Origin of the sequence: Dietzia sp. Die43, from assembly GCF_024519835.1 — a bacterium.
In the GTDB taxonomy this organism is placed as follows: Bacteria; Actinomycetota; Actinomycetes; order Mycobacteriales; family Mycobacteriaceae; genus Dietzia; species Dietzia kunjamensis.
Map to the genome: position 1 here is coordinate 178696 of NZ_JALJRF010000001.1, position 25693 is coordinate 204388.

The window sequence follows — 25693 nt, forward strand, 5'->3', positions numbered from 1 at the left end:
TGTGACAGGGGTCCAGTGTAGGTCTCCCTCACCCCGGCGCCCCAACCGCCGCCCCACCGGGGTTGGTCAGGCCTGCGGTGGCGGTGCGTCGACGAGTTCGACGTACCCGGGCATCGGGGCCCGGCCGGCCAGTCGCAGGAGGCGGACCGGGGCCTGTTCCCGCAGACTGCGGGTGTCGCGGACGGCGTCGTTGTAGAAGCGCCGGGCCATGGACACGCGATCCGAGGCGTCCTCCAGTTCGGCGGCGAGATCGACGGGCAGGGCGTCCGTGTCGACCCCGGACAGGACCACGCCGAGGGTGTTCTCCGCGACCTCGGCGTCGGGCTCGGGGGCGTCGTCAGGCGCGCTGCCGTCGTCGCGACGGCGTCGGTGGTCGGGGTGCGGCGCGGGGTCCGGCCCGGCGATCGCCCCCGGGGGGTGGGCGCGGGCGTGCGCGAGCGCCCGCACCAGGCGGTCCGCGCCCGCCGGGTCCCGCGCCGAGAGGTCGCTGGCGACGGCGGCGGCGACCGTGTGGCGTCGCTCCAGGGCCCCGGTCAGGGCGGCGCGGGCCAGGTCGGTGCGGATGTGGAGCCGGTCCAGGCGGTGAGCGGTGAGGTACGCGGTGAACAACGCCGCGAGCGCGGCGACGAGGACGACGACGACGAGGACGATCAGTTCAACGGACACGGAGCGTCTCCCCCGGGCCGCGGATGGTCTCGTACACACGCACGACCCGGTCGGCGACGACGGGCCAGTCGTACTCCCGGACCGCCTGGAGACCGCGGGTGCGGAGGTCGGCGCGGAGCCCGGGGTCGGTGAGGACCCTCGTGAGTGCGGCGGCGAGGGCGTCGGCGTCGCCGACCGTGGCGAGTTCCCCGCACTCGCCGTCCCGGAGGACCCGGCGGAACGCGTCGAGGTCGGCGGCCACCACGGCGGTCCCGGCGGCCATGGCCTCCACGAGGACGATGCCGAAGCTCTCCCCTCCGGTGTTGGGTGCGCAGTAGACGTCCGCGGCGGCCAGCACCGCGGCCTTGCGGGTGTCGTCGACCCGGCCGAGGAACTCCACGTCCAACCCGGCCGGGAGGGTGGCGCGCAGTGCCCGCTCGTCGCCGTCGCCCATGACCCTGAGCCGCAGGTCCGGCACGTCCCGCAGGACGGCGGGGAGCGCCGCGGCGAGTACCCCCATCCCCTTGCGGGGTTCGTCGTAGCGGCCGAGGAACGCCACGGTCGGTGCGTCGGTCGGCTCGGCGGAGGTGTCGACGTCGGTGAACGAGGACACGTCGACCCCGTTGGGGATCTCGACGGCGTCGGAGCCCAGGGCCTCCATCTGCCAGCGGCGCGCCAGGGTCGACACCGCGATCCGACCGCGGATCTTCTCGAGCAGCGGGGCCAGGACCCCGTCGGCGGCGCCGAGGATCATCGACCCCGTGGTGGAGGTGTGGAACGTGGCCGTGATGGGCCCGGAGGACATCGCCAGGGCGAACATGCCGACGCCCGGGGCGTTGGGCTCGTGGATGTGCAGGACGTCCAGCGGTTGCTCGCGGAGCCAGTGGCGGGTGGCCCGCCAGGTGGCGGGGCCGAAGCTGAGCCGGGCCACGGACCCGTTGTAGGGGATCGGGACGCCCGGCCCGGTCAGGGTCATCCCGGAGACCGGCGCACTGCCGGGACTGCCCGGTGCCAGTACCCGGACCGTGTGTCCGCGGCGCCGCAGTTCCTCGGTCAGGTCCACGACGTGGGCCTGCACCCCGCCCGGGGCGTCGAAGGAGTACGGACAGATCATGCCGATGCGCACGGCGGGGTCAGCGCTCGATCCGCGCACGCCGCTCGGCCGGCAGGTCGTCCAGCCAGAGTGGCTGGAGCATGTGCCAGTCCGCGGGGTGCCGGGCGATCCCCTCGGCGAAGAGGTCGGCCATCGCCTGGACCGCCGGTTCGATACCACCTGAGACATCGATGGGCGGGGTGATGCGGACCCGCATCGTCTCCTCGTCGGCGTACCAGAACTGGGCGACCAGCAGCGGCGCGCCGGTCTCCACGGCGAGGCGGGCCGCCCCCGCGGGCATGCGCGTCTGTTCGCCGAAGAACGTCACGGGCACCCCGGTCCGGCGGAGGTCCCGCTCCCCCGGCAGACAGACGATCCCGCCCCCTGCGAGGTACTCGCGCAGCGCGTCCAGCGGCGGGGTGGGTCCGCCCGTGTGCGGGTAGATGGTGAAGCCCAGGCCCTCGCGGAAGTCCAGGAAGCGCTGGTACAGCGATTCCGGCTCGAGCCTCTCCGCGACGGTGGCGAACCCGCCGTAGCGTCGCGCCAGCCAGGTGCCGCCCAGATCCCAGTTGGCCGAGTGCGGCAGCGCGACGACCACCCCGCGCCCCTGCTCGAGCGCCGCGTCGAGGTTCTCGACCCCGGCGATCGTCCGGTCCATCTCGCGGGCCACGGCCTCGCGGTCCATCGAGGGGAGACGGAAGGCCTCGCGCCAGTAGCGGGCATAGGAGCGGAAGGACTCCCTGATCAGGTCGTCGGGGACCTCGGCCGGGGTGACCCCGAGGACGCGGGCCAGGTTCCTGCGCAGCTGCGAGTCCGGACCCTGTCGGCGGGCCGCGAGATCGGCGCCCGCACGGAAGAGGGCGCGCGCGGTCGGCTCTGGAAGGGCGCGCACCACGGCCCATCCGGCGGCGTACCCGAGATCGGAAAGGCGATCGCCGAGGGCGCTCATCGGTCTCCCACCGCGGGGGCGTCGCTACGCGCCACGCGTTCGAGGTAGTCGGTGCGTCCGCCCCACACCCGTTGGATCACCGTGACGAAACTGCCCGCCGCGACGGCGGTCAGCCCGACCTCGAGTGCCCACGGCACCCCCAGCCCCTCGAGGCCGGCGCCGAGCAGGATGAGGACCAGGCGATCGGCGCGCTCCATGAGCCCGCCCGGTGTGCGGAGTCCGCCCGCGTCGGCGCGGGCCTTGGAGTAGGACACCACCTGGGACAGGATCAGGCAGGACAGGAGCATGACCAGCGCGTACCGGTTGTCGGGCTCGGTGTAGACCAGCCACCACAACAGCGACGCCAGGATCACGCCGTCCGCGACCCGGTCGGAGACCGCGTCGACCAGGGCTCCGTACGGTGACCCGCCCCCGCTCGCGCGGGCGACCGCCCCGTCCACCAGATCGAACAGGGTGCACAGTGCGATGACGATCGCGCCGGCCACCAGGTGACCGGGTCCGAACAGGGTGATCGCCGCGGCGCAGGTCAGCAGGAGGCCGGCGAGGGTGATCCCGTTGGCGGTGACGCCGCTGCGGACGAGGAACGCCGCCAGGGGGTGGGCCACCCTGGCGACCCCCGACCTTCCGTACTCGCTGAGCATTCGACTCCCTGCCTACTTCGAGGTGCGGTCTGGTCCGGACACATCGCCTGGTGACATCGTGGTGGACCACGCCTCCGAGAGCAGCTGCCGCGTCTGACGGAGGAGCTGCGGGAGCACCTTGGTTCCGCCGGTCACGGTAATGAAGTTCGCGTCACCGATCCAGCGTGGCACGACGTGTTGGTGCAGATGCTCGGACAGGGACCCGCCGGCCGCGCCACCCAGATTGAGTCCCACGTTGAACGAGTCCGGGTTCGAGACCGCCTTGATGACCCGGATCAGGTGCTGCGTGTACGACATGAGTTCGCGGGACTCGTCGTCGTCGAGGTCCTCCAGGTCCGCCACCTTGCGGTACGGAACCACCATCGAGTGACCCGGGTTGTAGGGGAACAGGTTGAGCACGACGTAGACGTGCTCGCCCCGGGCGACCACCAGCCCGTCCTCGTCGCTCATCCTCGGGATGTCGAGGAACGGCTCCCCCGTCATCCCCTCCGCGGGTTCGGGACGCGTCTCGGCGATGTACGACATCCGGTAGGGCGCCCACAGCAACTGCAGGTGGTCCTCCCCCACCCCGAACTGGCGGTAGGCGCCCGTGGAGGACGGATCTCCGGGCGTCACACGCGCTCCGCGGTCGGCACGTCGTTGCGTCGGGAGTTGATCCAGTACGAGATCTTGTCCATCGCGGCGTTCCGCGAGACCCCGTTGAGCTGCGTCCCGTCCGGGAACCGGAAGCTCACCGCACCCGCCTCGACGTCGCGGTCACCGGCCAGGAGCATGAACGGGACCTTGCCGGTGGTGTGGTTGCGGATCTTCTTCTGCATCCGCTCGTCGGAGACGTCGAGCTCGGCGCGGATACCGCGCCCCCGGAGCTCGTCGATCACGTCCTCGAGATGCTTCTCGTGCGCCTCCGCCACGGGGATGCCCACCACCTGCACGGGCGCCAGCCACGCCGGGAACAACCCGGCGTAGTGCTCGAGCAGCACGGCGAAGAACCGCTCGATCGAGCCGAAGAGCGCGCGGTGGATCATCACCGGCCTCTTCTTGGTGCCGTCCGCGGCGTTGTAGGTCAGGTCGAACAGCTCGGGCAGGTTGAAGTCCAGCTGGACCGTCGACATCTGCCACGTCCGCCCGATGGCGTCGCGTGCCTGGACCGAGATCTTGGGGCCGTAGAAGGCGGCCCCGCCCGGGTCCGGGACCAGCTCGAGGCCGGAGTTCGTGGCCACCCGACGCAGCGTGTCGGTCGCGCGCTCCCAGATCTCGTCGCCGCCGACGTACTTCTCCGGATCCTTGGTCGACAGCTCGAGGTAGAAGTCCTCGAGGCCGTAGTCGCGCAGGAGCGAGATGATGAAGGAGAGCACGGAGGCGATCTCGCCCTCCATCTGCTCCTCGGTGCAGTAGATGTGCGCGTCGTCCTGGGTGAAGCCGCGGGCGCGGGTGAGGCCGTGGATCACCCCGGACTTCTCGTACCGGTACACGGTGCCGAACTCGAACATCCGCAGCGGGAGCTCGCGGTACGAGCGGCCGCGGGAGTCGAAGACGAGGTTGTGCATGGGGCAGTTCATCGGCTTGACGTAGTAGTCCTGCCCCGGCTTGGTCTCCTTGCCGTCCGCGTCGTACTCCGCGTCCAGGACCATGGGGGGGAACATCCCCTCCGAGTACCAGCTCAAGTGCTGGGACTTGCGGAACAGGTCGCCCTTGGTCACGTGCGGGGTGTTGACGAGTGAGTACCCGGCGGACAGGTGGCGCCTGAGGGAGTGCTGCTCCATCTCGTTGCGGATGATCCCGCCGCGGGGATGGAACACCGGGAACCCGGACCCGATCTCGTCGGGGAAGCTGAACAGGTCCAGCTCGGTCCCGAGCCGACGGTGATCCCGCTTCTCCGCCTCGGCCAGACGGTCGAGGTAGGCGTCCATGGCCTCGGTGCTCTCCCAGGCCGTGCCGTAGATCCGCTGGAGACCGGCGTTGTTCTGATCGCCCCGCCAGTAGGCGGCGGACGAGCGCGTGAGTGTGAACGCGGGGATGAACTTGGTGGTGGGCGTGTGCGGGCCGCGGCACAGATCCGACCAGATGACCTCGCCCGTGCGGGGGTTGAGGTTGTCGTAGGCGGTCAGCGCACCCGCGCCGACCTCCATGATCTCGGAGTCCTCGAGCGCCACCGCGCCGTCGGCGTCACCGGCGTCCGCCCGGCCCTTGTCCTCGACCAGCTCGAGCTTGTACGGCTCGCCCGCCAGCTCGGTGCGCGCCTCGTCGAGCGAGGCGTACTCCCGCCGCGAGAAGCGCTGGCCGGCCTTGATGATCTTCTTCATCCGCTTCTCGAGGTCCTTGAGGTCCTCGGGCGTGAAGGGCTCGGCCACGTCGAAGTCGTAGTAGAAGCCGTTCTCGATCGGCGGACCGATCCCCAGCTTGGCCTCGGGGAACTTGTCCTGCACCGCCTGGGCGAGCACGTGTGCGCACGAATGCCGGATCACCGACCGCCCGTCCTCCGAATCGGCGCGGACCAGCTCGACCTCGGTGTCCTCGGCGGGCGCCCAGGACAGGTCCCGGAGGGCCCCCTCCGGATCCCGCACCACGACGATCGTCTCCGGGCCGCTGCGCGACTGCAGCTCCCGCTCGGCGAGGATCTTGCCCGCGGGCTCACCGGCCGGGACGACGGTCGTCACAGGGGCCGCACCCGTCGCGTCGACATCGGTTTCCGGAATGCGGTTCTCGGACACGGGGGGAGATCTCCTCGGGCAGTGGACGTCGGGTGCCGGTGGGCCACCCGGGCTGACACCGGTCCACGACAGGGACCGGGCCGGTCCATGCTACCCGGGGCCCTGACGGAATCCCGGACCGCGGCGCGACGTTGCACCCGGCATGCGCATCGACATCTGGTCCGACGTCGTCTGTCCGTTCTGCTGGATCGGCAAGCGGCACCTCGAGGCGGCACTGGAGACGTTCCGTGAACGACACCCCGAGACCACGGTCGAGGTGGTGTGGCGGGCCTACGAACTCGACCCCTCCGCTCCCCGCGTCGTCGGCGACGAGCCGACCGAGACGAGTGCACAGATGCTCTCGCGCAAGTACGGGATGTCGCTCACCGACGCGGAGGCCGGGCAGGAGCAGATGGCCGCCCGGTTCACCGAACTCGGTCTGGACTTCGACTGGCGGTCCGCGCGCATCTGTTCGACCTTCGACGCCCACCGCCTGGCCGCCCTGGCCGCCGAGCACGGACGGGCGGACGCGGTGGACGAGGCCCTGCGACGCGCCCACTTCACCGAGGGACGGGCGATCTCGGACCCGGCGGTGCTGCATGAGATCGGGGTCGGGGCCGGGTTACCCGCAGAGGAGGTCGACCGGGTGGTCCGGGGGGACGCGTACGCCGACCGGGTGCACCGCGACGTCGAGACGGCCCGCGGTCTCGGGGTCCGCGGGGTGCCGTTCTTCGTGTTCGACGACCGACTCGCCGTCAGCGGGGCCCAGCCGGTCGAGGTGTTCGATGACGCACTGGAGCAGGCGGTGGCTGCGGAGGTCTGAGTCCCCGCCGAGTCCGTACACGCCACCGAGCCCGTACACACCACCGAGCCCGTACACACCACCGAGCCCGTACACACCACCGAGCCCGTACACACCACCGAGCCCGTACACACCACCGAGCCCGTACACACCACCGAGCCCGTACACACCACCGAGCCCGTACACACCACCGGGCGCCCGACCCGCTGTCCGCGGATCGGGCGCCCGACCCGCTGTCCGCGGATCGGGCGCCCGGTCGCGCTGTACGCCGCTATGTCATGTCACATCGCCAGCGCCGCCGCGCCGAAACCGGCGAGGGCCACGAGGCCCGAGCCAGAGGTTGTGTTGCAGATGCGTGACGGCAGAGGTCCTCAGTTGTTTCATACCCTTGACAAACGTTGAGATCTCGATCACTCGATCAATTCAGGCGCACCATCGTTTGACACATGTAGAGGCAGGCGCGGTGAATGCGCCGCCGCGTCGTGGCGCTGCCAGCACGGTCCCGAACGGCTGAAATGCGGACGACCCCCGGTCTCCGTGATGGAGTCCGGGGGTCGTCGTGGGCTCTCGCCCGCTTCAAGGGTGGTCCTAACTGGGTTCGAACCAGTGACCTCTCCGGTGTGAACGGAGCGCTCTTCCGCTGAGCTATAGGACCTCGCGTTCCGGGCGGTCTCGCCTCGGCACCGGAACACTGTATCAAGACCCGGGCCGTGCCCCAATTCGGCCCCCCGAGGGGTGGGCGGATCGCTGACGGGGTATCCGGGACGCGGTCCGGCGGGCGGTGTGGGTGCCGGAGGGCGGGCCCTGAGGGGGCGGGCGCGCCGCGGGCCGTGAGGGTCTCGATGCGTGATGGCCCGCGCCCGGGTCGCGAGCTGTGCCGTGGGCCCTCGACCATCCGCCTCGACCATCCGCGCCTCCACCATCCGCACCGGCTGCGGCGGCCCGTGGGGCGTACGGGGCACCCGGGGTCGAGCGTGGCTCGGCGGGGCCGCCCGGTCGAGCGCCGTGCCGTGGCCGGGTCCGCACAGCTCAGGACTTGTTTCCGCCCCCCGATTTGTGTTCCCCGAAGACCGTCGGCTAATGTTCATTCTCGCAACGCGGTGAGCAACAGCGAGCCGGGGAGCGATGCGGATGTGGCGCAGCTGGTAGCGCATCACCTTGCCAAGGTGAGGGTCGCGGGTTCGAATCCCGTCATCCGCTCGGAGGGATCGAGGAGCCAGGACGTCCTCACCAGGCTCGATACCTTTGCGGTGGAGTGGCCGAGTGGTGAGGCAGCGGCCTGCAAAGCCGTCAACACGGGTTCGATTCCCGTCTCCACCTCCACGTCCGGATACGTCCGGACGGGAAGCCCGCGCGATTAGCTCAGCGGGAGAGCGCTTCCCTGACACGGAAGAGGTCACTGGTTCAATCCCAGTATCGCGCACGACACAACGCCCCGGCTCCGGCCGGGGCGTTCGTCGTTTCGCGGACTGTCGCTCGTTCGGTACCGGAACGCACTCCCGACGTGACTTCGGTCACTGATCATGATGGTATGTCCGCGATGCCCCACCTCCACCATTCGACGACGATCGACCAAGCCGACATCGCGACCATGCGCGGGCGCGTCGTCGACTTCCGGCACACCACCGGTGTCCTCGCTGATCTGCAGCGCACGGGAACCGATGAATTCGAGGTCACGCTCATCCTCGGTGGCGGCGACGACGCGGAGAAACTCGTCATCAGAGGGGCACGGACGGGCGAGAGCCTGCACCTGCACGCCTGAACGGCGCCTTATAGGCTCGTGGGGTGACCGCCCGACTCAGTGACGCCTCGGTGGCCGATATCGACGCCGTCTCGGCCTTGGCGGCCCGGACGTTCCCGCTGGCGTGCCCTCCCGAACTGGGGCCGGTCGCGATCAGGGCCTTCATCGCCGAGCACCTCGGCCCGGAGGCGTTCAGAGCTCACCTCGTCACGCCGGGCCACGAGGTTCTGGTGGCCCGGGGCGACGACGGTGAGATGGTCGGGTACATCCTGCTGATCGCCGGGACCGAGATGGACCCGGGCTGCGCTGGACAGGTGATTCATCGACCCACGACCGGGGTCAGCAAGTTCTATGTGGATCCCGACCACCACGGCGGAGGGATCGCATCGGACATGCTCGACGAGGTGTGCCGACGGTGCAGAGCGGCGGGCACGCGGAGCATCTGGCTGGCCACCAACGTCGCCAACGCCCGAGCCCGCAGGTTCTACGTCAAGCGTGGTTTCGAACCACGCGGGAATCGGACCTTCGACGTCGGAGGGGTCGCCAACACCGACGTCGTGTACGAACTGGGGCTCTGAGAGGGGCCTGCCGGTCAGCCGCCGACGGTCTCGAACCGGGACAGCGCCAGGAGTCGGGAAGTGGCACGAAGGTACTTCTTGCGGTAGCCGCCGGCGATCATCTCGTCGGTGAAGATCGCGTCCAGTTTGTCGCCGGAGTTGCGCACGGGAATCCCCGCGTCATAGAGCCGGTCGGCGAGGACGACGAGACGAAGGGCGATCGACTGATCCGGCAGCGGCTTGACCCCGCTGAGGCAGACCCGCGTGACGCCGTCGACGAGGCGGTTGTACTTGGACGGGTGAAGGGTCGACAGGTGCTCGCACAGGGCGTCGAAGTCGTCGAGCGTGGCACCCTCCACCGCCTCGGCCTCGGCCTCGAGTCCGGTGTCGTCCATCGGGTCCGGGGCGGGGGGCAGGTTACGGTGCCGGTAGTCCGGGCCGTCGACCCGGATCGACTCGAAGATCCCCGACATCTTGCGAATCTCCCGCATGAAGTCCTTGGCCGCGAACCGTCCCTCCCCCAGCTGCTCCGGCAGCGTGTTGGAGGTGGCCGCGACGCTGACACCGGCGGTGGTGAGCTCCGCGAGCAGGCGGGACACCAGCATGGTGTCGCCCGGATCGTCGAGCTCGAACTCGTCGATGCACAGGACGGAGTGCCCGGAGAGCTCCTCGACGGCCCGGTTGAAGCCGAGAGCACCCACGACGTGGGTCAGCTCGACGAACGTCCCGAACGCCTTGGGCTCGGGGCAATTGTGGTAAATCGACGTCAGCAGGTGGGTCTTGCCCACCCCGAAGCCGCCGTCGAGATAGATACCGGTCCCCTGCACCGCCTTCGGTCGCCGGCCGAACAGCCCCTTCTTGGGAGTGCGACGGGCCACCACGGACTCGGCGAACTCGCGACACGCCTTGACCGCGGCGGCCTGCGAGGGCTCGGCCGGGTCCGGGATGTAGGAGTCGAAACTGACATCGTCGAACATCGACGGGGGAACCATCTGTGCCACGAGCTGATCGGCAGGGACCACCGGGGTGACGTCAACGAGGCGAGAGACCATGGGCAGAGCCTATCGTGGGGACACCCGGCGTCAGAACGGAAGGAGTCCCCGGTGCACATGACACGGCCCACCGTGATCGACGACGACCCCGCCGCACTCGAGGCCTTGTGGGCGGCGCTGGACCCCGAACCGGGTCTGCCCGTGCCGTGCATCCGCGCGGTGATGATCTCCTCCGTCGACGGCACGACCACCGTGGACGGCCGCAGCGGCGGGCTGGGGACCCCGACGGACCGGCTGGTCTACGACGCCATGCGGGCCCGGTCCGACCTGATCCTGGTGGGCTCGGGCACCGTTCTGGCCGAGGGGTACGGCCCCGCCCGGACCGCCGCCGTGTGGGCGGACAGACGACCCGGTCCCCCGCCCGTCGTCCTGGTGTTCACCCGCGCGCTGGGCGACGCGCTCATCGAGCACTGCGCCGACGCCGGCGACGGACTGCAGGTGGTCGCCTCCCACGGAGTGCCCGGCGACCGACTCGAGGCCGCCCGGAAGCGGGGTGTCACGGTGCACGTGCTCGATCCGGGTCCACTGCGCACCTCCGTCCGTTCCCTCGCCACACACTTCGGGGCCTCCGAGGTGACGTTCGAGGGCGGTCCGCAGCTGCTCGGGACGTTGTTGCGCGAGGGCGCGATCGACGAACTCGTCCTGTCGGTCGCCCCCGAGATCATCGTCAGCGGCGACGACTCGCGACTGGCCGTCGGGACCGACGCCACCCGGGTTCCGCTGCGCGTCGCCGCGGCCTTCACGTGCCCCCGCGGCGGGCTCTACACCCGCTGGGTCGTCACCGGGGCCGACGGGTGAGGAACCGTCGAGCGGGCATACGCGCGGTCGCGCGGCACCGGCACGTACGGGCACTCGGCGTGGGGCTGGCGGCCCTGGCGGTGACGATCGCCGGGTGTGCGCCCCTGCCCGCGACGGGGCCGCGCCTGGCGACCGGCGACGGCCCCGGGGGATCCTCCGGCGGTGGCGAGGCGGCGGAGACCGCCGACCGACCCGACTGGCTCGCGCCGCGCAGCGACCTCACCTGGGTCCCGTGTCCCGACGGCCGGACCGGCGGGATACCGGAGGGCGCCGCCGTGGAGTGTTCCCTCCTCGGGGAGACCCCCGTCCTGCGGCTCACCGCGACGGGGACACCCGACGACGCGGCGCCCCTCGTCGTCGTCGCCGGTCCCGAGACACCGGCCGACACCCTCGCCTCCCGACTCGCCTCGTCCGGCCCCGAACTCATTGACACCCGACCGCTGGTCGTCGTGGACCACCGCGGACGGACCGGCCCGGCCGGTACGTGCCTGACCTTCCCGGCCCGCCGCACCCTCGACGGGCTCGCGGATCGGGGCACCGACCCCGATTCGCCCGCGCTGCGCGGCGACCTCGCCGACACCTCACAGTCCTGCACGGACCAGCTCCAGGGCCGCGAACTGGACTTCGGCTCCGCCGGCGCCGCCGAGGACCTCGAACGTCTACGCCAGCAGTGGGACGTGCCCGGGCTCGCCGTGATGGGGATCGGAACCGGGGCCCGCACCGCCCTCGCCTACGCCGGCGCACACCCGGGTCGCCTCTCCCTGCTCGTGCTCGACTCCCCCGCCCCCGCCGACGGGGACCAGGAGGCCGCGGCCCGCGCCGCCCTCGACGGCTCCGACGCGGCGCTGCGCCTGTGGGCCGCCTCGTGCACCCGGACCGAGTGCGGACCCGGCGACGCCGACGAGAAGGTCGAGGCCGTGACCCGCGCGCTCGACCGCGCGCGCGAACCCGGCGTGGCGGTCCCGGCGGCGTTGCTGTCCGACGTGGTCCGGTCGGCGTTGGCGGACCTGTCCGGCGCCTCCGCCGCCGACGCCTCCCCAGGCGACGTCATCCTGGGTGACCTCGCGGCCGCCGCCCCCGAGGACACCCCGGGCAGCGTCCGTGACCGCGCCGCCGAACTGGCCGGGACGTCGCTGCCGTACGTCGCCGGATGCTCCGACCTGTCGCGCCGCGTCCCGGTCAACCGTGTCGAGGAACTGCGGGCCGAATGGGAGCAGACCCCGCCGTTCGGGGAGATCATCGCCGCGCAGCTCTCCGCCTGCTCCACCTGGCCCGTGCCCGGTCGGTCGCCGGTCTCCGTTCCCGCCGAGACGCCGGTACTCCTGGTCGGAGGGATCGCCGACCCCCGGGCCGGTGCCGCCGCACTCGAACCCACCGCCGGGGCCCTCAGCGCCGCCGGGGCCACCGACGTGCGGATCGTCACCTGGGGTGCCCCGGGCGCACAGGTGGTCCTGCACTCCGGATGCGCCCGGGGCGCGGTCGTCGATTTCCTCGACGACCCGGATGCCGCTGAGCAGTCCACGGCCTGCCCGTCCTGACCGGCCGGGGTGCCTCACCGGGACGCGGGAGGCCAGGCGGTACCCTGCGAGTCGTGCCGCTGCCCACCCGAAGCACGTCGACCGTGCCCCGCGTCCTCACCCACGTCTTGTGGCCGCTGGCGATCATGACCGTCATCCACCGCGTCCTGATCAAGGCCGTCAACGGATCCATCACGAACGACTTCGGCACCGTCTACGCCGCCACCAGGCGTTTCCTGGCAGGTGAGCCGGTGTACGTCGAGAACCTGCTGACGGTGCAACCGCACTATCTCTACGCCCCCAGCGGGACGTTCGTCCTCGCCCCGGTCGGCCTGATCGACAACTACACGCTGGCGCGCTGGCTGTTCATCGGAATCAACACCGCCGCGATCATCGCGGCGCTGTGGCTGCTCATGCGGCTGTTCGACCTCGACGTCCGCTCGTTCGCCGCCCCCGCCATCCTGCTGGCGGCGTTCTGCACCGAGGCGGTCACCAACACGCTGGTCTTCACCAACGTCAACGGCGTGATCTTCCTGTGCCAGGTGGCGTTCCTCTACCTGCTGCACCGACGGCGCCTCTGGTGGGCCGGCGTGGCCATCGGCCTGTCCCTGGCCGTCAAACCGATGCTCGCTCCGCTGCTCGTGCTGCCTCTCATCCGCAAGCAGTGGCAGCCGTTCGTCACCGCGGCCGCGATCCCCGCCGTCACCATGGCCGCGGGGTGGGCCCTCACCGTCGACGCCCGCAGTTACCTCGACACCACGCTCGCCTACATGGGCGAGGTCCGCGACTACTACAACAGCTCGATCGCCGGGATGGGCCTGTACTACGGCGTACCCGAGCCGGTCATCCTGGTGGCCCGCATCCTGGTCGTGGTGGCCACCCTCGTCGCCGTGTGGCTGCTGATGGACTACCGCCACAACCACGAGGTGCTGTGGTTGGCCACCACCTCCGGGGTCGTGCTCGCCGGTGTGTTCCTGGTCTCCACCCTCGGCCAGATGTACTACTCGATGATGCTCATCCCGATCATGCTGACGGTGGTGCTGGACAAGTCGTTGGTCCGCAACTGGCCGGCGTGGCTCGCCGCGTACGGGTTCTTCACCCTCGACTTCTGGGAGTCGGCGCGCTGGCCCTACTACGGGCGGCTACTCGAGTTCGCGCACCCGACCCTGGGATGGTTGCTGCTGCTGGCCACCGTGCTCGTGGTGCTGCTGTGGCGCCGCAGCGACCCCCGCCGGCACGAGCGGATCGCACCGGCCGCCGCGTCGGCGTAGCCTGCGGGCATGAGCGAGCCCACCGATACCCACGCCCCCCAGCCGGACTTCACGCTGGACGACACCGAGTGGCGTCGTCGACTCAGCCCCGAGGAGTACCAGGTCCTGCGGCAGGCCGGCACCGAACGTCCCTTCACCGGTGAGTACAACGACACCAAGACCGAGGGCGTGTACCGCTGCCGCGGATGCGGCGCCGAACTGTTCCGCAGCGACGCCAAGTTCGAGTCCAACTGCGGGTGGCCCTCGTTCTTCACGCCGCTGGCCGGCGGCGCCGTCATCGAGCGCACGGATTCCTCGCTCGGCATGACGCGCACCGAGGTGATCTGCGCGAACTGCCACGGTCACCTGGGGCACGTGTTCGCCGGGGAGGGCTACGGCACCCCCACCGACCTGCGGTACTGCATCAACTCCCTGAGCATGACGCTGGAGCCGGCCGAGAGCTGAACTCGACCGGCCGCATCCGGCCCACGGAGACGAGAGGGCCGACCGGGACTGCTCCCGGTCGGCCCTCTCTCGCGTCAAGTCGAGCTGTCGGCGCGCGGTGGACCTCAGGGCATCGATGCCGCCAGCTGCCCGGCGGTGACGCGCGGCCCGGTGAAGAACGGGATCTCCTCGCGCACGTGGCGGCGGGCCTCGGTCGCCCGCATCTCGCGCATCAGGTCGACGATCCGGTCGAGCTGCGGGGCCTCGAAGGCGAGGATCCACTCGTAGTCCCCCAGCGTGAAGGACGGCACGGTGTTGGCGCGGACGTCCGGGTACTCGCGGGCGGCGCGGCCGTGTTGGGCGAGGATCTGGCGCCGCTCCTCGTCGGGGAGCAGGTACCACTCGTAGGAGCGCACGAACGGGTACACCGAGACGTACGCCCCCGGCTCCTCCTCGGCGAGGAACGCCGGAATGTGGCTCTTGTTGAACTCCGCGGGGCGGTGCAGCGCTGTGTTGGACCAGTAGGCGGTGCTGGCCCGGCCCAGCAGGGTGGTGCGCCGGAACTCGTTGTAGAACCGCTGTAGGTCCTCGATGTGCTCGGAGTGGGTCCAGATCATGAAGTCGGCCTCGGCGCGCAGGCCCGAGATGTCGTAGAGACCCCGGACCACCACGTCGGTGCCGTCGTAGCGGGCGAGGAACTCCTCCAGGTCCGCGGCGACCGCGTCCCGGTCCTCCCCGAGCTGCCCCGGCGTCACCGTGAAGACGGAGAACATCAGGTAGCGCAGGGTCGAGTTGAGTTTCTTGTAGTCAAGGCGTGCCATGGCTCAATCCTGCCACCCCGAGGCGAGTCGCCGGGCCGCGGCCCGCGCCGAGCCGATACAGGCGGGTACCCCCACGCCCTCGGTCGCGCCACCGACGACCTCCACCCCGGGCAGCCGCTCGGCCAGTTCGGCGCGCACGCCCGAGATCCGCGCGTCGTGTCCGGGACCGATCTCGGCGAGGGCGTCGGACCAGCGGCGCACCCGCGAGTGCAGGACCGTCGGCGCGGAGCCGCACAGTCCCCCCAGCGCGGATTCGGCCATGCGGGTGAGGGTGGCGTCGTCGGCGGCGAGCACCTCGTCGTCGTCGAGCCTCCCGAACGACACCCGGACCAGGTGCCCGGGCCGGGTGTCGAGGTGCGGCCACTTGCGGCTGGTGAAGGTCATCGCCTTGAACGGCACCGGTTCGTCGGTCGCCACCAGGACACCCGAACGCTCCGGGAGGTCCAGGGACCGGTCGACCTCCAACGCGACGACGGCCGAGGACGCCGTCCGGATCCCGGACAGGCCCCGGGTCGCGGCGTCGAGACCCCCGGCACCCTCGAGGAGCGGGGCGGCGTGGGGAACGGGGACGGCGACGACGACGAGGTCCGCCTCCTCGGACCACGACCCGCGGTCGCCGGCGACCGACAACGAGTAGCCCGAACCGTCCCGGTGGAGAGCGGTGCAGGTGGCGTGTGTACGGATCACGGCACCGGAGGCCCGGACGAGGGCGTCCACGAGGAGCCGGTAACCCCCGTCGAGGGTGGCGAACACCGGGCCCGGCACGCGGTGCGCGACGAGCTCCCGCGCGGCGGCCGTGAGGCTGGGAGCGCCGCGGTCCAACGCCTGCGCCAGCCCCGGGATCACCTGTCGCAGCCCGAGCCCGGTACTGGGGGCGGCGTACACGCCCCCGAGCATGGGGTCGACGAGCCGGGCGACGACCGCGTGCCCGAACCGCTCGGAGACCAACGAGCCGAGCGAGACGTCACCGCCCGGCTCCCAGTCCAGCGGCAGGTCGGCCTCGCGCGCGGCCGCGGCGCGCTCCCGCGGGCTCAGCACGTCCGCCAACGCCCCGACGTCGGACGGCAGACCCATCAGCGTGCCGACGGGCATGGGGGCCATCCGACCCCCGGTGAGGATCGCCGGCCCGAGCGGCCCGGGATGACGCAGCGACCCGGTCAGGCCGAGTTCGGCGACGAGGTCGCTCGCCTCGGGGCGGCGGCCGATGAAGGCCTCCGCGCCGAGTTCCATCGGACCGGACGGGAAGTCGACGGTGTGGAGGGCCCCGCCCGGCCGGTCCGAGGCCTCGAGGACCGTGACGTGGGCGTCCGGCAACTCGCGTGAGAGCTGATAGGCGGCCGTCAGCCCGCTGAGCCCGCCGCCCACCACGGCGACGCGAGGGCCCACCGTTACTTCCCGGTCAGCTCGTGGACGAGCTCCACCACGTGGGTCACCGCACCCGGGTCGGTGCTGGGCAGGACACCGTGGCCGAGGTTGAACACGTGGCCGCGTGCGCCGAGGTCGCGGGCCCGCCGGCCCTCGTCGAGGATGCGGCGGACCTCGCCGTCCAGCGCCGACCGGTCCGCGAAGAGCATCGCGGGGTCGAGATTGCCCTGCAGGACCTTGCCCGGCACCCGCCCGGCGGCGTCGTCCAGGGGGATGCGCCAGTCCACGCCGACGACCTCCGGGCCGGCCTCGCCCATCGCCCCGAGCAGCTCGCCGGTGCCCACGCCGAAGTGCGTGCGGGGAACCGTCGAGATGATCTCGTCGGCGAAGATGCGGGTCGAGTGTGGGAGCACCAGCGACCGGTAGTCCCGCAGGCTGAGCGCTCCCGCCCACGAATCGAAGAGCTGGACGGCGTCCACTCCGGCATCGATCTGCGCGCGCAGGAACACCGTGGTCAGGTCCGCCAGCTTGGCCATGAGCGCGTTCCACACGTCGGGCCGCGAGTACATCAGTGACTTGGTGTGCTCGTGGTTGCGGCTGGGTCCGCCCTCGATGAGGTAGGACGCCAGGGTGAAGGGGGCCCCGGCGAAGCCGATGAGCGCCACCTGCGGGTCGAGTTCGGCCACGACCAGCCGCACGGCCTCCTCGATCTTCTCGAGGCGGTCCGGGGTGAGCTCGGGCAGGGCGGCGACACCGGCCTCGTTCCGGATCGGCTCCGCCACCACGGGCCCGGTTCCGGGCACGATGTCGATGTCCACCCCGGCCGCGGCCAAAGGGATGACGATGTCGGAGAAGAAGATCGCGGCGTCCACCCCGTGGCGACGGACCGGCTGCAGGGTGATCTCACACGTCATCGCCGGGTCGAAACAGGCCTCCAGCATGGTGGACCCGGCGCGGACCTCCTTGTACTCCGGGAGCGAGCGGCCCGCCTGGCGCATGAACCACACCGGCGTGTGGGCGCCACCGACTCCGGTCACCTCGTCGAGGTACGGGCCGGTCCCGGCGCGGGGGCCGGCGGCGGCATCCGTGGCGGGGTCGGCGGGACGGGAGGTCGAGGACGCATCAGAGTTCAACACGCCCCCATCGTCCCATGACGCCGCCGCCGCGGACGGTCAGCCCACCCGGGCGGGCGACGGCGCGCCTCCTCGGGGCACGCCGGGGCGGTAGCTAGCGTGGCGACCCGTGAGTACATCGGTCAATGACGGCGAGCCCGAGGTCTTCCGGGAGGCGGTCGAGTCGCTGTCGCGGCTCGAGGTCCGCCCCGAGATCTCGGTCGGCCCGATCCGCCCGCCGCAGCGACTGGCGCCCTACAGTCACGCCCTCGGTGTCGAGATCATCCCGCCCTCGGGCGACGACGTGCCGGAATTCTCCGACGGCGACGCCTTCGGCCGTCTCATCCTCCTGCACGACCCCTCCGGGGACGACGCGTGGAACGGCACCCTCCGACTCGTGGCCTACATCCAGGCCGACATGGAGGCCTCCCTGGCAGGTGACCCGCTCCTGCCCCAGGTGGCGTGGAGCTGGCTCACCGAGGCCCTCGGCGAGCAGGCGGGGCCGTACACCTCGCTCGGTGGCACCGTGACCAGCACCGCCTCCGTCCGCTACGGCGACATCGCCGGCCCTCCCCAGTCCCACCAGCTCGAACTGCGCGCGTCCTGGACCGCCCTCGAGCCCGACCTGACCGGCCACGCGTCCGCCTTCTGCACGACGCTCGCCCTGGCCGCCGGCCTCCCCCCCGTCGGCGTGACCTCCCTGCACCGGCGGTCGTGAGCGGGCGCCGCCGCGGCGAGACCCCGCCCGGGGCGCAGCCACCCCCGGCCGAGTACGAGTTCGTCGACGACCTCCCCGCCATCGGGGCGGTCGCCGACGCCCTGCGGTCCTCGCCCGGCCCCGTCGCGGTCGACGTCGAACGCGCCTCGGGGATCCGGTACGCGGACCGGGCCTTCCTCCTGCAGCTCCGCGCCCCCACCGGCCCCGCCCTGCTCGTGGACCCGGAGACCCCGGGTCGGACCGTCGGCTCCCTCGCCGACGTCCTGTCGACCCGGCCCCTGCTGCTCCACGCCGCGAGTCAGGACCTCCCGTCGCTGCGTGAGCTGGGGGTCTCGCCGACCTCGCTCGTCGACACCGAACTGGCCGGACGCTTCCTCGGCACCGAGCGGGTCAACCTCGGGGCGATGATCTCCGAGCACCTCGGGATCGGCCTGGCCAAGGCGCACTCCGCCGCCGACTGGTCCCGTCGCCCGTTGCCCCCGGCGTGGTTGGACTACGCCGCCTATGACGTACTGTTCCTCCACGAACTCGCGGACGAGGTCCTCCCGCGGCTCGACGAGCTCGGCCGTCGCGAATGGTTCGAGGCGGAGTGTCGGTACCTGGTGGAGTCCGGCCCGGCACCTGCCGCGCCGGACCCCTGGCGTCGACTGTCCCGCCTGTCGAGCCTGCGCGAGGGCCGGCAACTGGCGCGTGCCAGGGAGTTGTGGATGGCCCGCGACCGGGTCGCGGCCGAGCGGGACATCGCACCCAAGCGGCTGCTCGGTGACGCGGCGATCGTGGAGGCCGCCAGGGTGGGGCCGACGAACAGAACCGCGCTGCTGGCGATCGAGGGGTTCGACGGACCTCACCGCCGACGGCTCGTCGGGGAATGGCTCGCCGCCCTCGAGTGGGCCGACGGGCTGGGGCGGGCCGACCTGCCCTCCCGGCAGGGGCAGCCCGCCGAGCACCCGCCGCACGCGTCGTGGAAGCGCAACGAGCCCGAGGCCGCGGAGTTGCTCGAGATCGCCCGCGAACGGATCGGCGCACTGGCCGACGACCTGGGTCTGGAGCCCGGGCTCCTGCTCAAACCCTCGACGCTGAGACTGTGGGTGTGGCGCGCGGCCACGACCCGGTCCGGGGACGACGCGGAACTGCTCCACGACGTCCTGCTCACCGAGAGCGCCCGTGCCTGGCAGATCGCACTGGCCACCGACCCCCTGCTCGAGGCGGTGCGGAGCTTCCGCGCGGATTCCTGAGTCCGGCCACCGGGACCGACCGCCGCGGCCCCTGTCATGCGTGGGTACGAGCCCGCGTGGGTACGGGCCCGCGTGTGCACGCGTCCGGCGATCCGGCCCGGGTCAGCCCAGTCGGGTCCGGATGCTGTCCGAGATCCCCTCGGGGGTCAGTCCTGCGTCGGCCAGGATCTCCCCCCGGGAGCCGTGGTCGAGGAACTCCTGCGGGATGCCCAGCGCGATCCGATCGACCCGCACCGCAGCGTTGTCCAGGCATGCCGACACCGCCGACCCGACGCCACCGTGCAGACCGTTGTCCTCGACCGTGACCACGAGACGGCGTCCACGGGCGGCGTCCACGATCGACGCGGGCACCGGGTAGACCCATCGGGGGTCCACGACGTCGACGGAGATGCCCTCGGTCCCGAGGGCACGGGCGGCGGCGATGGCGGGCGCGACCATCGACCCCACCGCGACGATGAGGACCTCGGCGTCACCGGATCCGTGCACGCGGTCGACCCCGTCCTCGGACGTGGCGAGGGCGGGCAGGGCATCACCGACCGACCCCTTCGGGAACCGGACGACGGTCGGACCGTCGTCGAAGGCCACCGCCTCGCGCAGTTCCTGCCGGAGGGTGGTCGCGTCCCGGGGCGCGGCCACGCGTACCCCGGGGATGATGCCGGTGAGCGACAGGTCCCACATCCCGTTGTGGCTCGCACCGTCCGGGCCGGTGACGCCGGACCGGTCCAGGACCATGGTGACCGGTTGTCGGAGTAGCGCGACGTCCATAAGCAGCTGGTCGAACGCCCGGTTGAGGAAGGTCGAATAGACCGCGACGACGGGGTGCAGCCCACCGAGCGCGAGCCCTGCCGCCGAGGCTACGGCGTGCTGCTCGGCGATCCCCACGTCGTACATCCGTTCCGGGAACCGCTCCCCGAACGCGGCCAGACCGGTCGGCCCGGCCATCGCGGCCGTGATGGCCACGACGTCATCGCGTTCGGCACCGATCGCACACAGTTCCTCGGAGAAGACCGACGTCCAGTCCACGGCGGAAGAGGTCGCCAGAGGTTTTCCGGTCTCGGGATCGATGACCCCGGTGGCGTGCATCTGGTCCGCCTCGTTGTTCTCGGCGTGGACGTAGCCCATCCCCTTACGGGTGACGACGTGGACCACCACCGGGCCGCCGAAGTCCTTCGCGAGGCGCAGGGCCGCCTCCGTGGCGGCGAGATTGTGCCCGTCGACCGGCCCCATGTACTTGAGCCCGAGGTCCGCGAACAACTCCTGCGGCGACACGACGTCCTTGACTCCCGTCTTGATGCCGTGGAGCACCGAGTAGACGGCCTTCCCCACGACGTCCTTGCGGCCCGTGAGCGCGTTCTTCGTGCGGTCCATCGCCTTCTCGTACGCCGGCTGGAGCCGCAGCGCGCCGAGGCGGTCGGCGAGCCCTCCGATGGTCGGCGAGTAGGAGCGGCCGTTGTCGTTGACGACGATGACCATGGGGCGGTCCTTGGCGGCGGCGATGTTGTTGAGCGCCTCCCATGCCATGCCACCGGTCATCGCACCGTCGCCGATCACGGTGACGACGGTCCGATCGGACTCCCCGCGCAACGAGAACGCCTTGGCCAACCCGTCCGCGTACGACAGGGAGGCCGTGGCGTGCGAGGACTCGACCACGTCGTGCTCGCTCTCCGCGCGACACGGGTAACCGGACAACCCCCCGCGGGTGCGGAGCCCGTCGAACTGGTCGCGACGACCGGTGAGGATCTTGTGGACGTAGGACTGGTGTCCGGTGTCGAAGATGACGGGGTCGCGGGGTGAGTCGAAGACACGGTGCAACGCCACGGTCAGTTCGACGACGCCCAGATTCGGGCCGAGGTGCCCGCCAGTCGCGGCGACCTTACGGATGAGGAATTCACGGATCTCCCCGCAGAGCGCGGCCAACTCCCCGGGGCCGAGCCGCCGCAGATCGGAGGGGCCGTCAACCTGTTCGAGCACGCTCATTGCTGTCGACTGCCCCTTCCGTGACCGACACCCTGCTGGGTCGAATGGTCAGTCTACGGGCTGGCGCCGCGCGACCTCGCCCACGGGCGGACGTGTGGGCCCCTACCTGCGGTGCCGGATCAGGAGCGTCCCGGCGAGTCCAGTACGGCGATCCCCTCGACGTGATGGGTGCCCGGGAAGGCCGCCACCCCGTGGAGGTCCGTGAGCGTCCACCCGGCGGCCACGAGGACGCCGATGTCCCGCGCCAGACTCGCCGGATCGCAGCCCACGTGCACGATCCGGGACGCACCTGTCGTCGCGAGCCGCCGCATGACCGGGATCCCCGCTCCGCCGCGCGGGGGATCGAGGATGATGACCTCCGGATCGGGGTGGTCCCCCGGCCGGTCGTCGCGGTCCTCGAGGAACGTCTCGACCCGGGAGCGCACGGTCCTCACTCCCCCACCGGAGCCGTCTCCGGGCGCGCCGCCGAGGGTGTCCGTGGCCGCGTGCAGCGACGCCGTGGCGGCCTCTACGACTGTCACGCGGGCGCCCGGGATCGCGTCCCGAACCCCGGCGGCGAACAACCCGGCGCCTCCGTACAGGTCCCAGATCTCGGGGATGTCGGTCAGGTCGGGGGTGCCCGTCACCGCGGTGCGCACCTCGTGGCTGTAGTGGCTCGCGGCGGAGCGGTGCGCCTGCCAGAACGCGTCGGGAGGCAACCGCCACTCGTGGCCGCCCACCCGTCTCACGACCGTCGGTCCCCCGGCGACGATCTCCCAGCCGACCGCCCGCGAATGACGCGCCCGGGCGCGGGTCGCCGAGGACCGGCGGGACCGGCCGCCCCGGCCGCGCGGGGCGTCGCCGACGGCCGGGCGGTGTGCGATGTGCACCGTCCCGTCGTCACCGAGCACCCCGAGTACCTCGCGGCCCGGGGCGAACGTGGCGGCGGCGACCGCATCACGGAGACGCGGATCGGGCTGGATGCAGGGCTCGGTCACCAGTTCGCGGGAGCGCGCCCTCCGCACCCCCGGCACACCGTCCGGGCCGGTGACCCAACGGGCGGCGGTACGCCAGCCGGACGTCGCGGGATCCGCGCCGGGGATCTCGACCCGGACCGGACCCTCACGGAGTTCGACCCGGCCGATCCGGGACACCTGCTCGGCCAGGATCCTGCCGGCGAAGCCGCGGGCGGCATCGGACGCGATGTGGGTCCAGTCGCAACAGCCGGCACCGGCGGCGGCCGCCGGACACGTCGGGACCACCCGGTCCGGGGATGACTCGACCACCGCCTGCACCGTCCCTCGACAGAACGCGCGGCCGGGATCGTCGTCGATGAGGACGTCGACCAGTTCGCCGGTGATCCCGCCGCGGCAGAACACCACCCGGCCCTCGTGGCGCGCCACGAACTCGCCGCCGTGCGCCGGTCCCTCCATGCGCAGGCGCACCACACGGCCCGTCCAGTCGGTCGCTCGGTCCTGGGTCATCTTTCCTCCGGTCCACCCCAACGTCCGACGATGGGTTCGTCGCGGGCCTGCTCAGCGCGGCCGTCCGAGGACGACAACTGCCACGGGACGCTGGTCACCATGACACCTCTCTCGTAGAGCAGGCGGGTCTTGAGCCGCAGCGCGCTCTGGTTGTGCAGTATCTGCTCCCACCAGTGGCCCACCACGTACTCGGGGATGTACACGGTCACCACGTCCCGTGGTGCCTGATCGCGCAGGCGCTTCACGTAGTCCACCACGGGACGGTTGATCTCACGGTACGGGGACTCGACCACCTTGAGCGGAACCGAGATCCCTCGGCGATCCCATTCCCTCACGAGGGCCCGGGTCTCGGCGGTGTCGATGTTCACCGTCAACGCCTCGATGGAGTCCGGCCGGGCAGCCCGCGCGTAGGCCAGTGCCCGCAGGGTGGGCAGATGCAGCTTGGACACCAACACCACGCAGTGTGTCCGGCTGGGGAGGACGACCTCCCACGAGGAGTCGTCGAGCTCGCGGGCGACCGAGACGTAGTGCCGGTGGATGAGCCGCATGATCCCGAAGGCACCGAGCATCGCCAGGACCGCGATGTAGGCCCCGGAGAGGAATTTGGTCGCCATCACGATCACCAGGACTCCGGCCGTGAGGAGGAACCCGACGGCGTTGATCGATCGGGACCTGTGGATCCGCCGACGCACGGCGGGGACCCGCTCGTGGCCCAGGCGCCGGGTCCAGTGTCGGACCATGCCGAGCTGGCCGAGCGTGAAGGCGACGAACACGCCCACGATGTAGAGCTGGATGAGGAGCGACACCTGGGCGTCGAACGCCACGACCAACACGACCGCCGCGATCGCGAGGAGGACGATCCCGTTGGAGAACGCCAGCCTGTCCCCGCGGGTGGCGAGCTGACGGGGCAGGTACTTGTCGCGCGCGAGGACCGAGGCCAGTACCGGGAACCCGTTGAACGCGGTGTTGGCGGCGAGCGCCAGGATCAGCGCGGTGATGATGATGACGGCGTAGAACGCGATCGGCAACCCCGCGAAGACCGGCCGAGCCAACTGGGCGATCATCGTCTTCTGCCGGTATCCCTCCGGAGCCCCGATCAACTGTGCTGCGGGCTGCTCGGCGATACGGACCCCGAGTCGGCCGGCCAGGGCGATGAGCCCGAGTAGGAACGAGACCGCGAGGACCCCGAGGACGGCCAGCGTCACGGCGGCGTTGCGGGCCCGCGGCTTCCGGAAGGCCGGGACACCGTTGTGGATGGCTTCGATACCGGTCAGGGCGGCACACCCGGACGCGAACGACTTGGCGACGACGAACGCGAGTGCGAGTCCGGCCATTTCCGCCCCGTCCACGGGGACCAGCTCGAACCCCGCGGACTCGGCTCGGAGGTCGCGACCCAGGATCTCGACCTGGAACAACCCCCAGGCGATGAGTGCCGTCATGGACGCGAGGAACGCGTAGACGGGGACGGCGAACATCGCGCCGGTCTCACGGAGTCCACGCAGGTTCAGTGCCGCCAGGAGGATGATCGCCAGGACGGCGAACGGGACCTCCCGGGACTGGACGAACGGGATCGCCGATCCGATGGTCGCGGCGGCGGCCGAAATCGAGACGGCCACCGTGAGGACGTAGTCGAACAGCAGGGCCGCGCCGACCGCCAGGCCCGCACCGGGGCCCAGATTGACTGTGGTGACCTCGTAGTCGCCTCCTCCCGACGGGTAGGCACGGACGTTCTGCCGGTAACAGGCGATGACGACCACCAGGACCGCCGCCACCGCCAATCCCACCCACGGGGTGAACGTGAGTGCTGAGACCCCGGCGATGGAGAGCACGAGGAAGATCTCCTGCGGGGCGTAGGCCACCGAGGACAGCGCGTCGGACGCGAACACCGGCAACGCGATCCGTTTGCGGAGGCTGGTGGCACCGATGGTGTCGCTGCGCGAGGGACGCCCCACGAGGAGACGCTTGGTTCCCACGGAGACCTTCGAGATCCTGGACACCGACATATCGTAGGGCCCGCGAGCCCCGCCGGGCAGCATCCGTGGGTGTGAGTAGCGTGTCCGTCACTGGCTCACGTGCGTGGGCCGTGAGGAGTGGACTCGTCATGAGGGTCGTCGTCATGGGCTGTGGTCGTGTCGGGGCCGCGCTGTCCGTCGAACTCGACGCAGCCGGCCACCAGGTTGTGGTGATCGACCGCGACTCGGCTGCGTTCGCCAGATTGTCGGCCGAGTTCTCGGGACGCACGGTGACCGGCCAGGGCTTCGACAAGACGGTGCTCACCGAGGCCGGGCTCGAGGGGGCCGACGCATTCGCCGCAGTGTCCTCCGGGGACAACTCGAACATCATCGCCGCGCGTGTCGCCCGGGAGACCTTCGGCGTCGACCGGGTGATAGCGCGCATCTACGACGCGGGGCGCGCAGAGGTCTACGAACGACTGGGGATCTCGACCATCGCCACGGTTCCGTGGGCCACCGGTCGTCTGGTCCGTTACATCACCGCCGGGTCGAGTCCCGTCGAGTGGCGGGACCAGACGGACTCCGTGTCCCTCGTCGCCCTCGACGCACCGGCGGCGTGGGTCGGGGTCCCGGTCGACCGGCTCGCGGCCGCGGTCGGAGGACGTGCTGCGGCCGTCACCCGCTTCGGCGAGAGCCGCCTCCCGGACGCTCACACGCTCGTCCAGGCTGACGATGTCCTCCATATCGTCGTGCCCTCGCAGACGGTGTCGGAACTGGACGACCTGGTGCAGGAAGGACCCTCCGATGTCTGAGGATTCCGTCCCCGACTACGCCGACGGGTCGGGATTGCTCGCCGGCGCCCCGGCCAGGA

General features: G+C 71.3%; 23 protein-coding genes and 4 tRNA genes. 13 read left to right on the plus strand and 14 right to left on the minus strand.

The features are described from left to right. Positions 1–66 precede the first annotated feature (66 nt). Genes NR111_RS00830 through thrS form a run of 6 tightly spaced genes read right to left on the minus strand, consistent with a single transcriptional unit; the run spans position 67 to position 6039 of the window. Positions 67–666 (minus strand): NUDIX hydrolase, encoded by a 600-nt coding sequence (locus tag NR111_RS00830; protein WP_206472210.1) that lies wholly within the window; start codon positions 664–666, stop codon positions 67–69. Then, complete coding sequence (locus NR111_RS00835) at positions 656–1771, minus strand: glycosyltransferase family 4 protein (protein WP_206472619.1); 1116 nt, start codon at positions 1769–1771, stop codon at positions 656–658. Before NR111_RS00835 ends, NR111_RS00830 begins: the two co-directional genes overlap by 11 nt. A gap of 7 nt (positions 1772–1778) precedes the next feature. Continuing rightward, positions 1779–2687, minus strand: coding sequence for a phosphatidylinositol mannoside acyltransferase (locus tag NR111_RS00840; RefSeq protein WP_154827575.1), 909 nt, complete (start codon positions 2685–2687; stop codon positions 1779–1781). Then, positions 2684–3328: a phosphatidylinositol phosphate synthase gene (pgsA, locus tag NR111_RS00845; protein ID WP_154827577.1), complete on the minus strand. Its 645-nt coding sequence runs from the start codon at positions 3326–3328 to the stop codon at positions 2684–2686. The genes NR111_RS00840 and pgsA overlap by 4 nt, the downstream gene beginning before the upstream one ends. 12 nt (positions 3329–3340) lie before the next feature. Next, positions 3341–3943 (minus strand): HIT domain-containing protein, encoded by a 603-nt coding sequence (locus NR111_RS00850; RefSeq protein WP_206472211.1) that lies wholly within the window; start codon positions 3941–3943, stop codon positions 3341–3343. Continuing rightward, positions 3940–6039 (minus strand): threonine--tRNA ligase, encoded by a 2100-nt coding sequence (thrS, locus tag NR111_RS00855; protein ID WP_374210670.1) that lies wholly within the window; start codon positions 6037–6039, stop codon positions 3940–3942. The genes NR111_RS00850 and thrS overlap by 4 nt, the downstream gene beginning before the upstream one ends. A gap of 142 nt (positions 6040–6181) precedes the next feature. Between thrS and NR111_RS00860 the strand changes: the two genes are divergently transcribed. Then, positions 6182–6841 (plus strand): DsbA family protein, encoded by a 660-nt coding sequence (locus NR111_RS00860; RefSeq protein ID WP_256819433.1) that lies wholly within the window; start codon positions 6182–6184, stop codon positions 6839–6841. 562 nt (positions 6842–7403) lie between these two features. Here NR111_RS00860 and NR111_RS00865 read toward each other — a convergent pair. Then, positions 7404–7475: transfer RNA gene (locus NR111_RS00865), tRNA-Val, on the minus strand. A 472-nt stretch (positions 7476–7947) separates the two neighbouring features. On the opposite strand from NR111_RS00865, the gene NR111_RS00870 reads away from it, so the two are divergent. From NR111_RS00870 to NR111_RS00890, 5 genes are all read left to right on the plus strand, one after another. Further along, positions 7948–8020 (plus strand) — tRNA-Gly (locus tag NR111_RS00870). Between the two features lie 49 nt (positions 8021–8069). Then, positions 8070–8143 (plus strand) — tRNA-Cys (locus NR111_RS00875). A gap of 28 nt (positions 8144–8171) precedes the next feature. Beyond that, positions 8172–8243, plus strand: a tRNA-Val gene (locus tag NR111_RS00880). 108 nt (positions 8244–8351) lie between these two features. Continuing rightward, on the plus strand, positions 8352–8582 hold the full coding sequence (locus NR111_RS00885) for a hypothetical protein (RefSeq protein WP_206472213.1): 231 nt from the start codon (positions 8352–8354) through the stop codon (positions 8580–8582). 23 nt (positions 8583–8605) lie between these two features. Further along, on the plus strand, positions 8606–9139 hold the full coding sequence (locus tag NR111_RS00890; RefSeq protein WP_256819435.1) for a GNAT family N-acetyltransferase: 534 nt from the start codon (positions 8606–8608) through the stop codon (positions 9137–9139). Positions 9140–9153: 14 nt separating this feature from the next. Here NR111_RS00890 and zapE read toward each other — a convergent pair whose 3' ends face one another. Further along, a complete protein-coding gene (gene zapE, locus NR111_RS00895) occupies positions 9154–10170 on the minus strand; it encodes a cell division protein ZapE (protein WP_154827587.1) in 1017 nt (338 codons plus the stop codon). A 57-nt stretch (positions 10171–10227) separates the two neighbouring features. On the opposite strand from zapE, the gene NR111_RS00900 reads away from it, so the two are divergent. The 4 genes from NR111_RS00900 to msrB are packed head-to-tail and all read left to right on the plus strand — an operon-like array spanning position 10228 to position 14200. Next, positions 10228–10968, plus strand: a complete 741-nt coding sequence (locus NR111_RS00900) for a dihydrofolate reductase family protein (RefSeq protein WP_256819439.1) — start codon at positions 10228–10230, stop codon at positions 10966–10968. Beyond that, complete coding sequence (locus NR111_RS00905) at positions 10965–12506, plus strand: alpha/beta fold hydrolase (RefSeq protein ID WP_256819440.1); 1542 nt, start codon at positions 10965–10967, stop codon at positions 12504–12506. Before NR111_RS00900 ends, NR111_RS00905 begins: the two co-directional genes overlap by 4 nt. A gap of 53 nt (positions 12507–12559) precedes the next feature. Beyond that, positions 12560–13756: a glycosyltransferase family 87 protein gene (locus NR111_RS00910; RefSeq protein ID WP_256819441.1), complete on the plus strand. Its 1197-nt coding sequence runs from the start codon at positions 12560–12562 to the stop codon at positions 13754–13756. Positions 13757–13765: 9 nt separating this feature from the next. Next, positions 13766–14200, plus strand: coding sequence for a peptide-methionine (R)-S-oxide reductase MsrB (msrB, locus tag NR111_RS00915; protein ID WP_154827592.1), 435 nt, complete (start codon positions 13766–13768; stop codon positions 14198–14200). A gap of 104 nt (positions 14201–14304) precedes the next feature. Here the strand turns inward: msrB and hemQ are convergent, their stop codons facing one another. From hemQ to hemE, 3 genes are read right to left on the minus strand one after another with little or no spacing between them, the layout of a single operon-like run. Further along, positions 14305–15000, minus strand: coding sequence for a hydrogen peroxide-dependent heme synthase (gene hemQ, locus NR111_RS00920; RefSeq protein ID WP_069389059.1), 696 nt, complete (start codon positions 14998–15000; stop codon positions 14305–14307). A 3-nt stretch (positions 15001–15003) separates the two neighbouring features. Then, positions 15004–16386 carry a protoporphyrinogen oxidase gene (gene hemG, locus NR111_RS00925; protein ID WP_206472236.1) on the minus strand — a complete coding sequence of 461 codons (1383 nt, stop codon included), beginning with the start codon at positions 16384–16386 and terminating at the stop codon, positions 15004–15006. 2 nt (positions 16387–16388) lie between these two features. Then, positions 16389–17402, minus strand: coding sequence for a uroporphyrinogen decarboxylase (gene hemE / locus NR111_RS00930; RefSeq protein ID WP_256819582.1), 1014 nt, complete (start codon positions 17400–17402; stop codon positions 16389–16391). Positions 17403–17607: 205 nt separating this feature from the next. Between hemE and NR111_RS00935 the strand changes: the two genes are divergently transcribed. Further along, positions 17608–18195, plus strand: a complete 588-nt coding sequence (locus NR111_RS00935; protein WP_067717809.1) for a DUF3000 domain-containing protein — start codon at positions 17608–17610, stop codon at positions 18193–18195. Beyond that, positions 18192–19430, plus strand: a complete 1239-nt coding sequence (locus NR111_RS00940) for an HRDC domain-containing protein (RefSeq protein WP_256819448.1) — start codon at positions 18192–18194, stop codon at positions 19428–19430. Before NR111_RS00935 ends, NR111_RS00940 begins: the two co-directional genes overlap by 4 nt. Positions 19431–19532: 102 nt before the next feature. On the opposite strand, the gene dxs is transcribed toward NR111_RS00940, so the two are convergent. The 3 genes from dxs to NR111_RS00955 all read right to left on the minus strand — a co-directional run bounded on the left by dxs (position 19533) and on the right by NR111_RS00955 (position 24873). Next, positions 19533–21407: a 1-deoxy-D-xylulose-5-phosphate synthase gene (gene dxs, locus NR111_RS00945; RefSeq protein ID WP_154827601.1), complete on the minus strand. Its 1875-nt coding sequence runs from the start codon at positions 21405–21407 to the stop codon at positions 19533–19535. Positions 21408–21526: 119 nt separating this feature from the next. Further along, positions 21527–22870, minus strand: a complete 1344-nt coding sequence (locus NR111_RS00950; protein ID WP_256819449.1) for a class I SAM-dependent RNA methyltransferase — start codon at positions 22868–22870, stop codon at positions 21527–21529. After that, positions 22867–24873 carry an APC family permease gene (locus NR111_RS00955; protein ID WP_306226664.1) on the minus strand — a complete coding sequence of 669 codons (2007 nt, stop codon included), beginning with the start codon at positions 24871–24873 and terminating at the stop codon, positions 22867–22869. Before NR111_RS00955 ends, NR111_RS00950 begins: the two co-directional genes overlap by 4 nt. 98 nt (positions 24874–24971) lie before the next feature. Between NR111_RS00955 and NR111_RS00960 the strand changes: the two genes are divergently transcribed. Next, positions 24972–25634, plus strand: coding sequence for a TrkA family potassium uptake protein (locus tag NR111_RS00960; RefSeq protein ID WP_069389080.1), 663 nt, complete (start codon positions 24972–24974; stop codon positions 25632–25634). Positions 25635–25693: the final 59 nt, after the last annotated feature.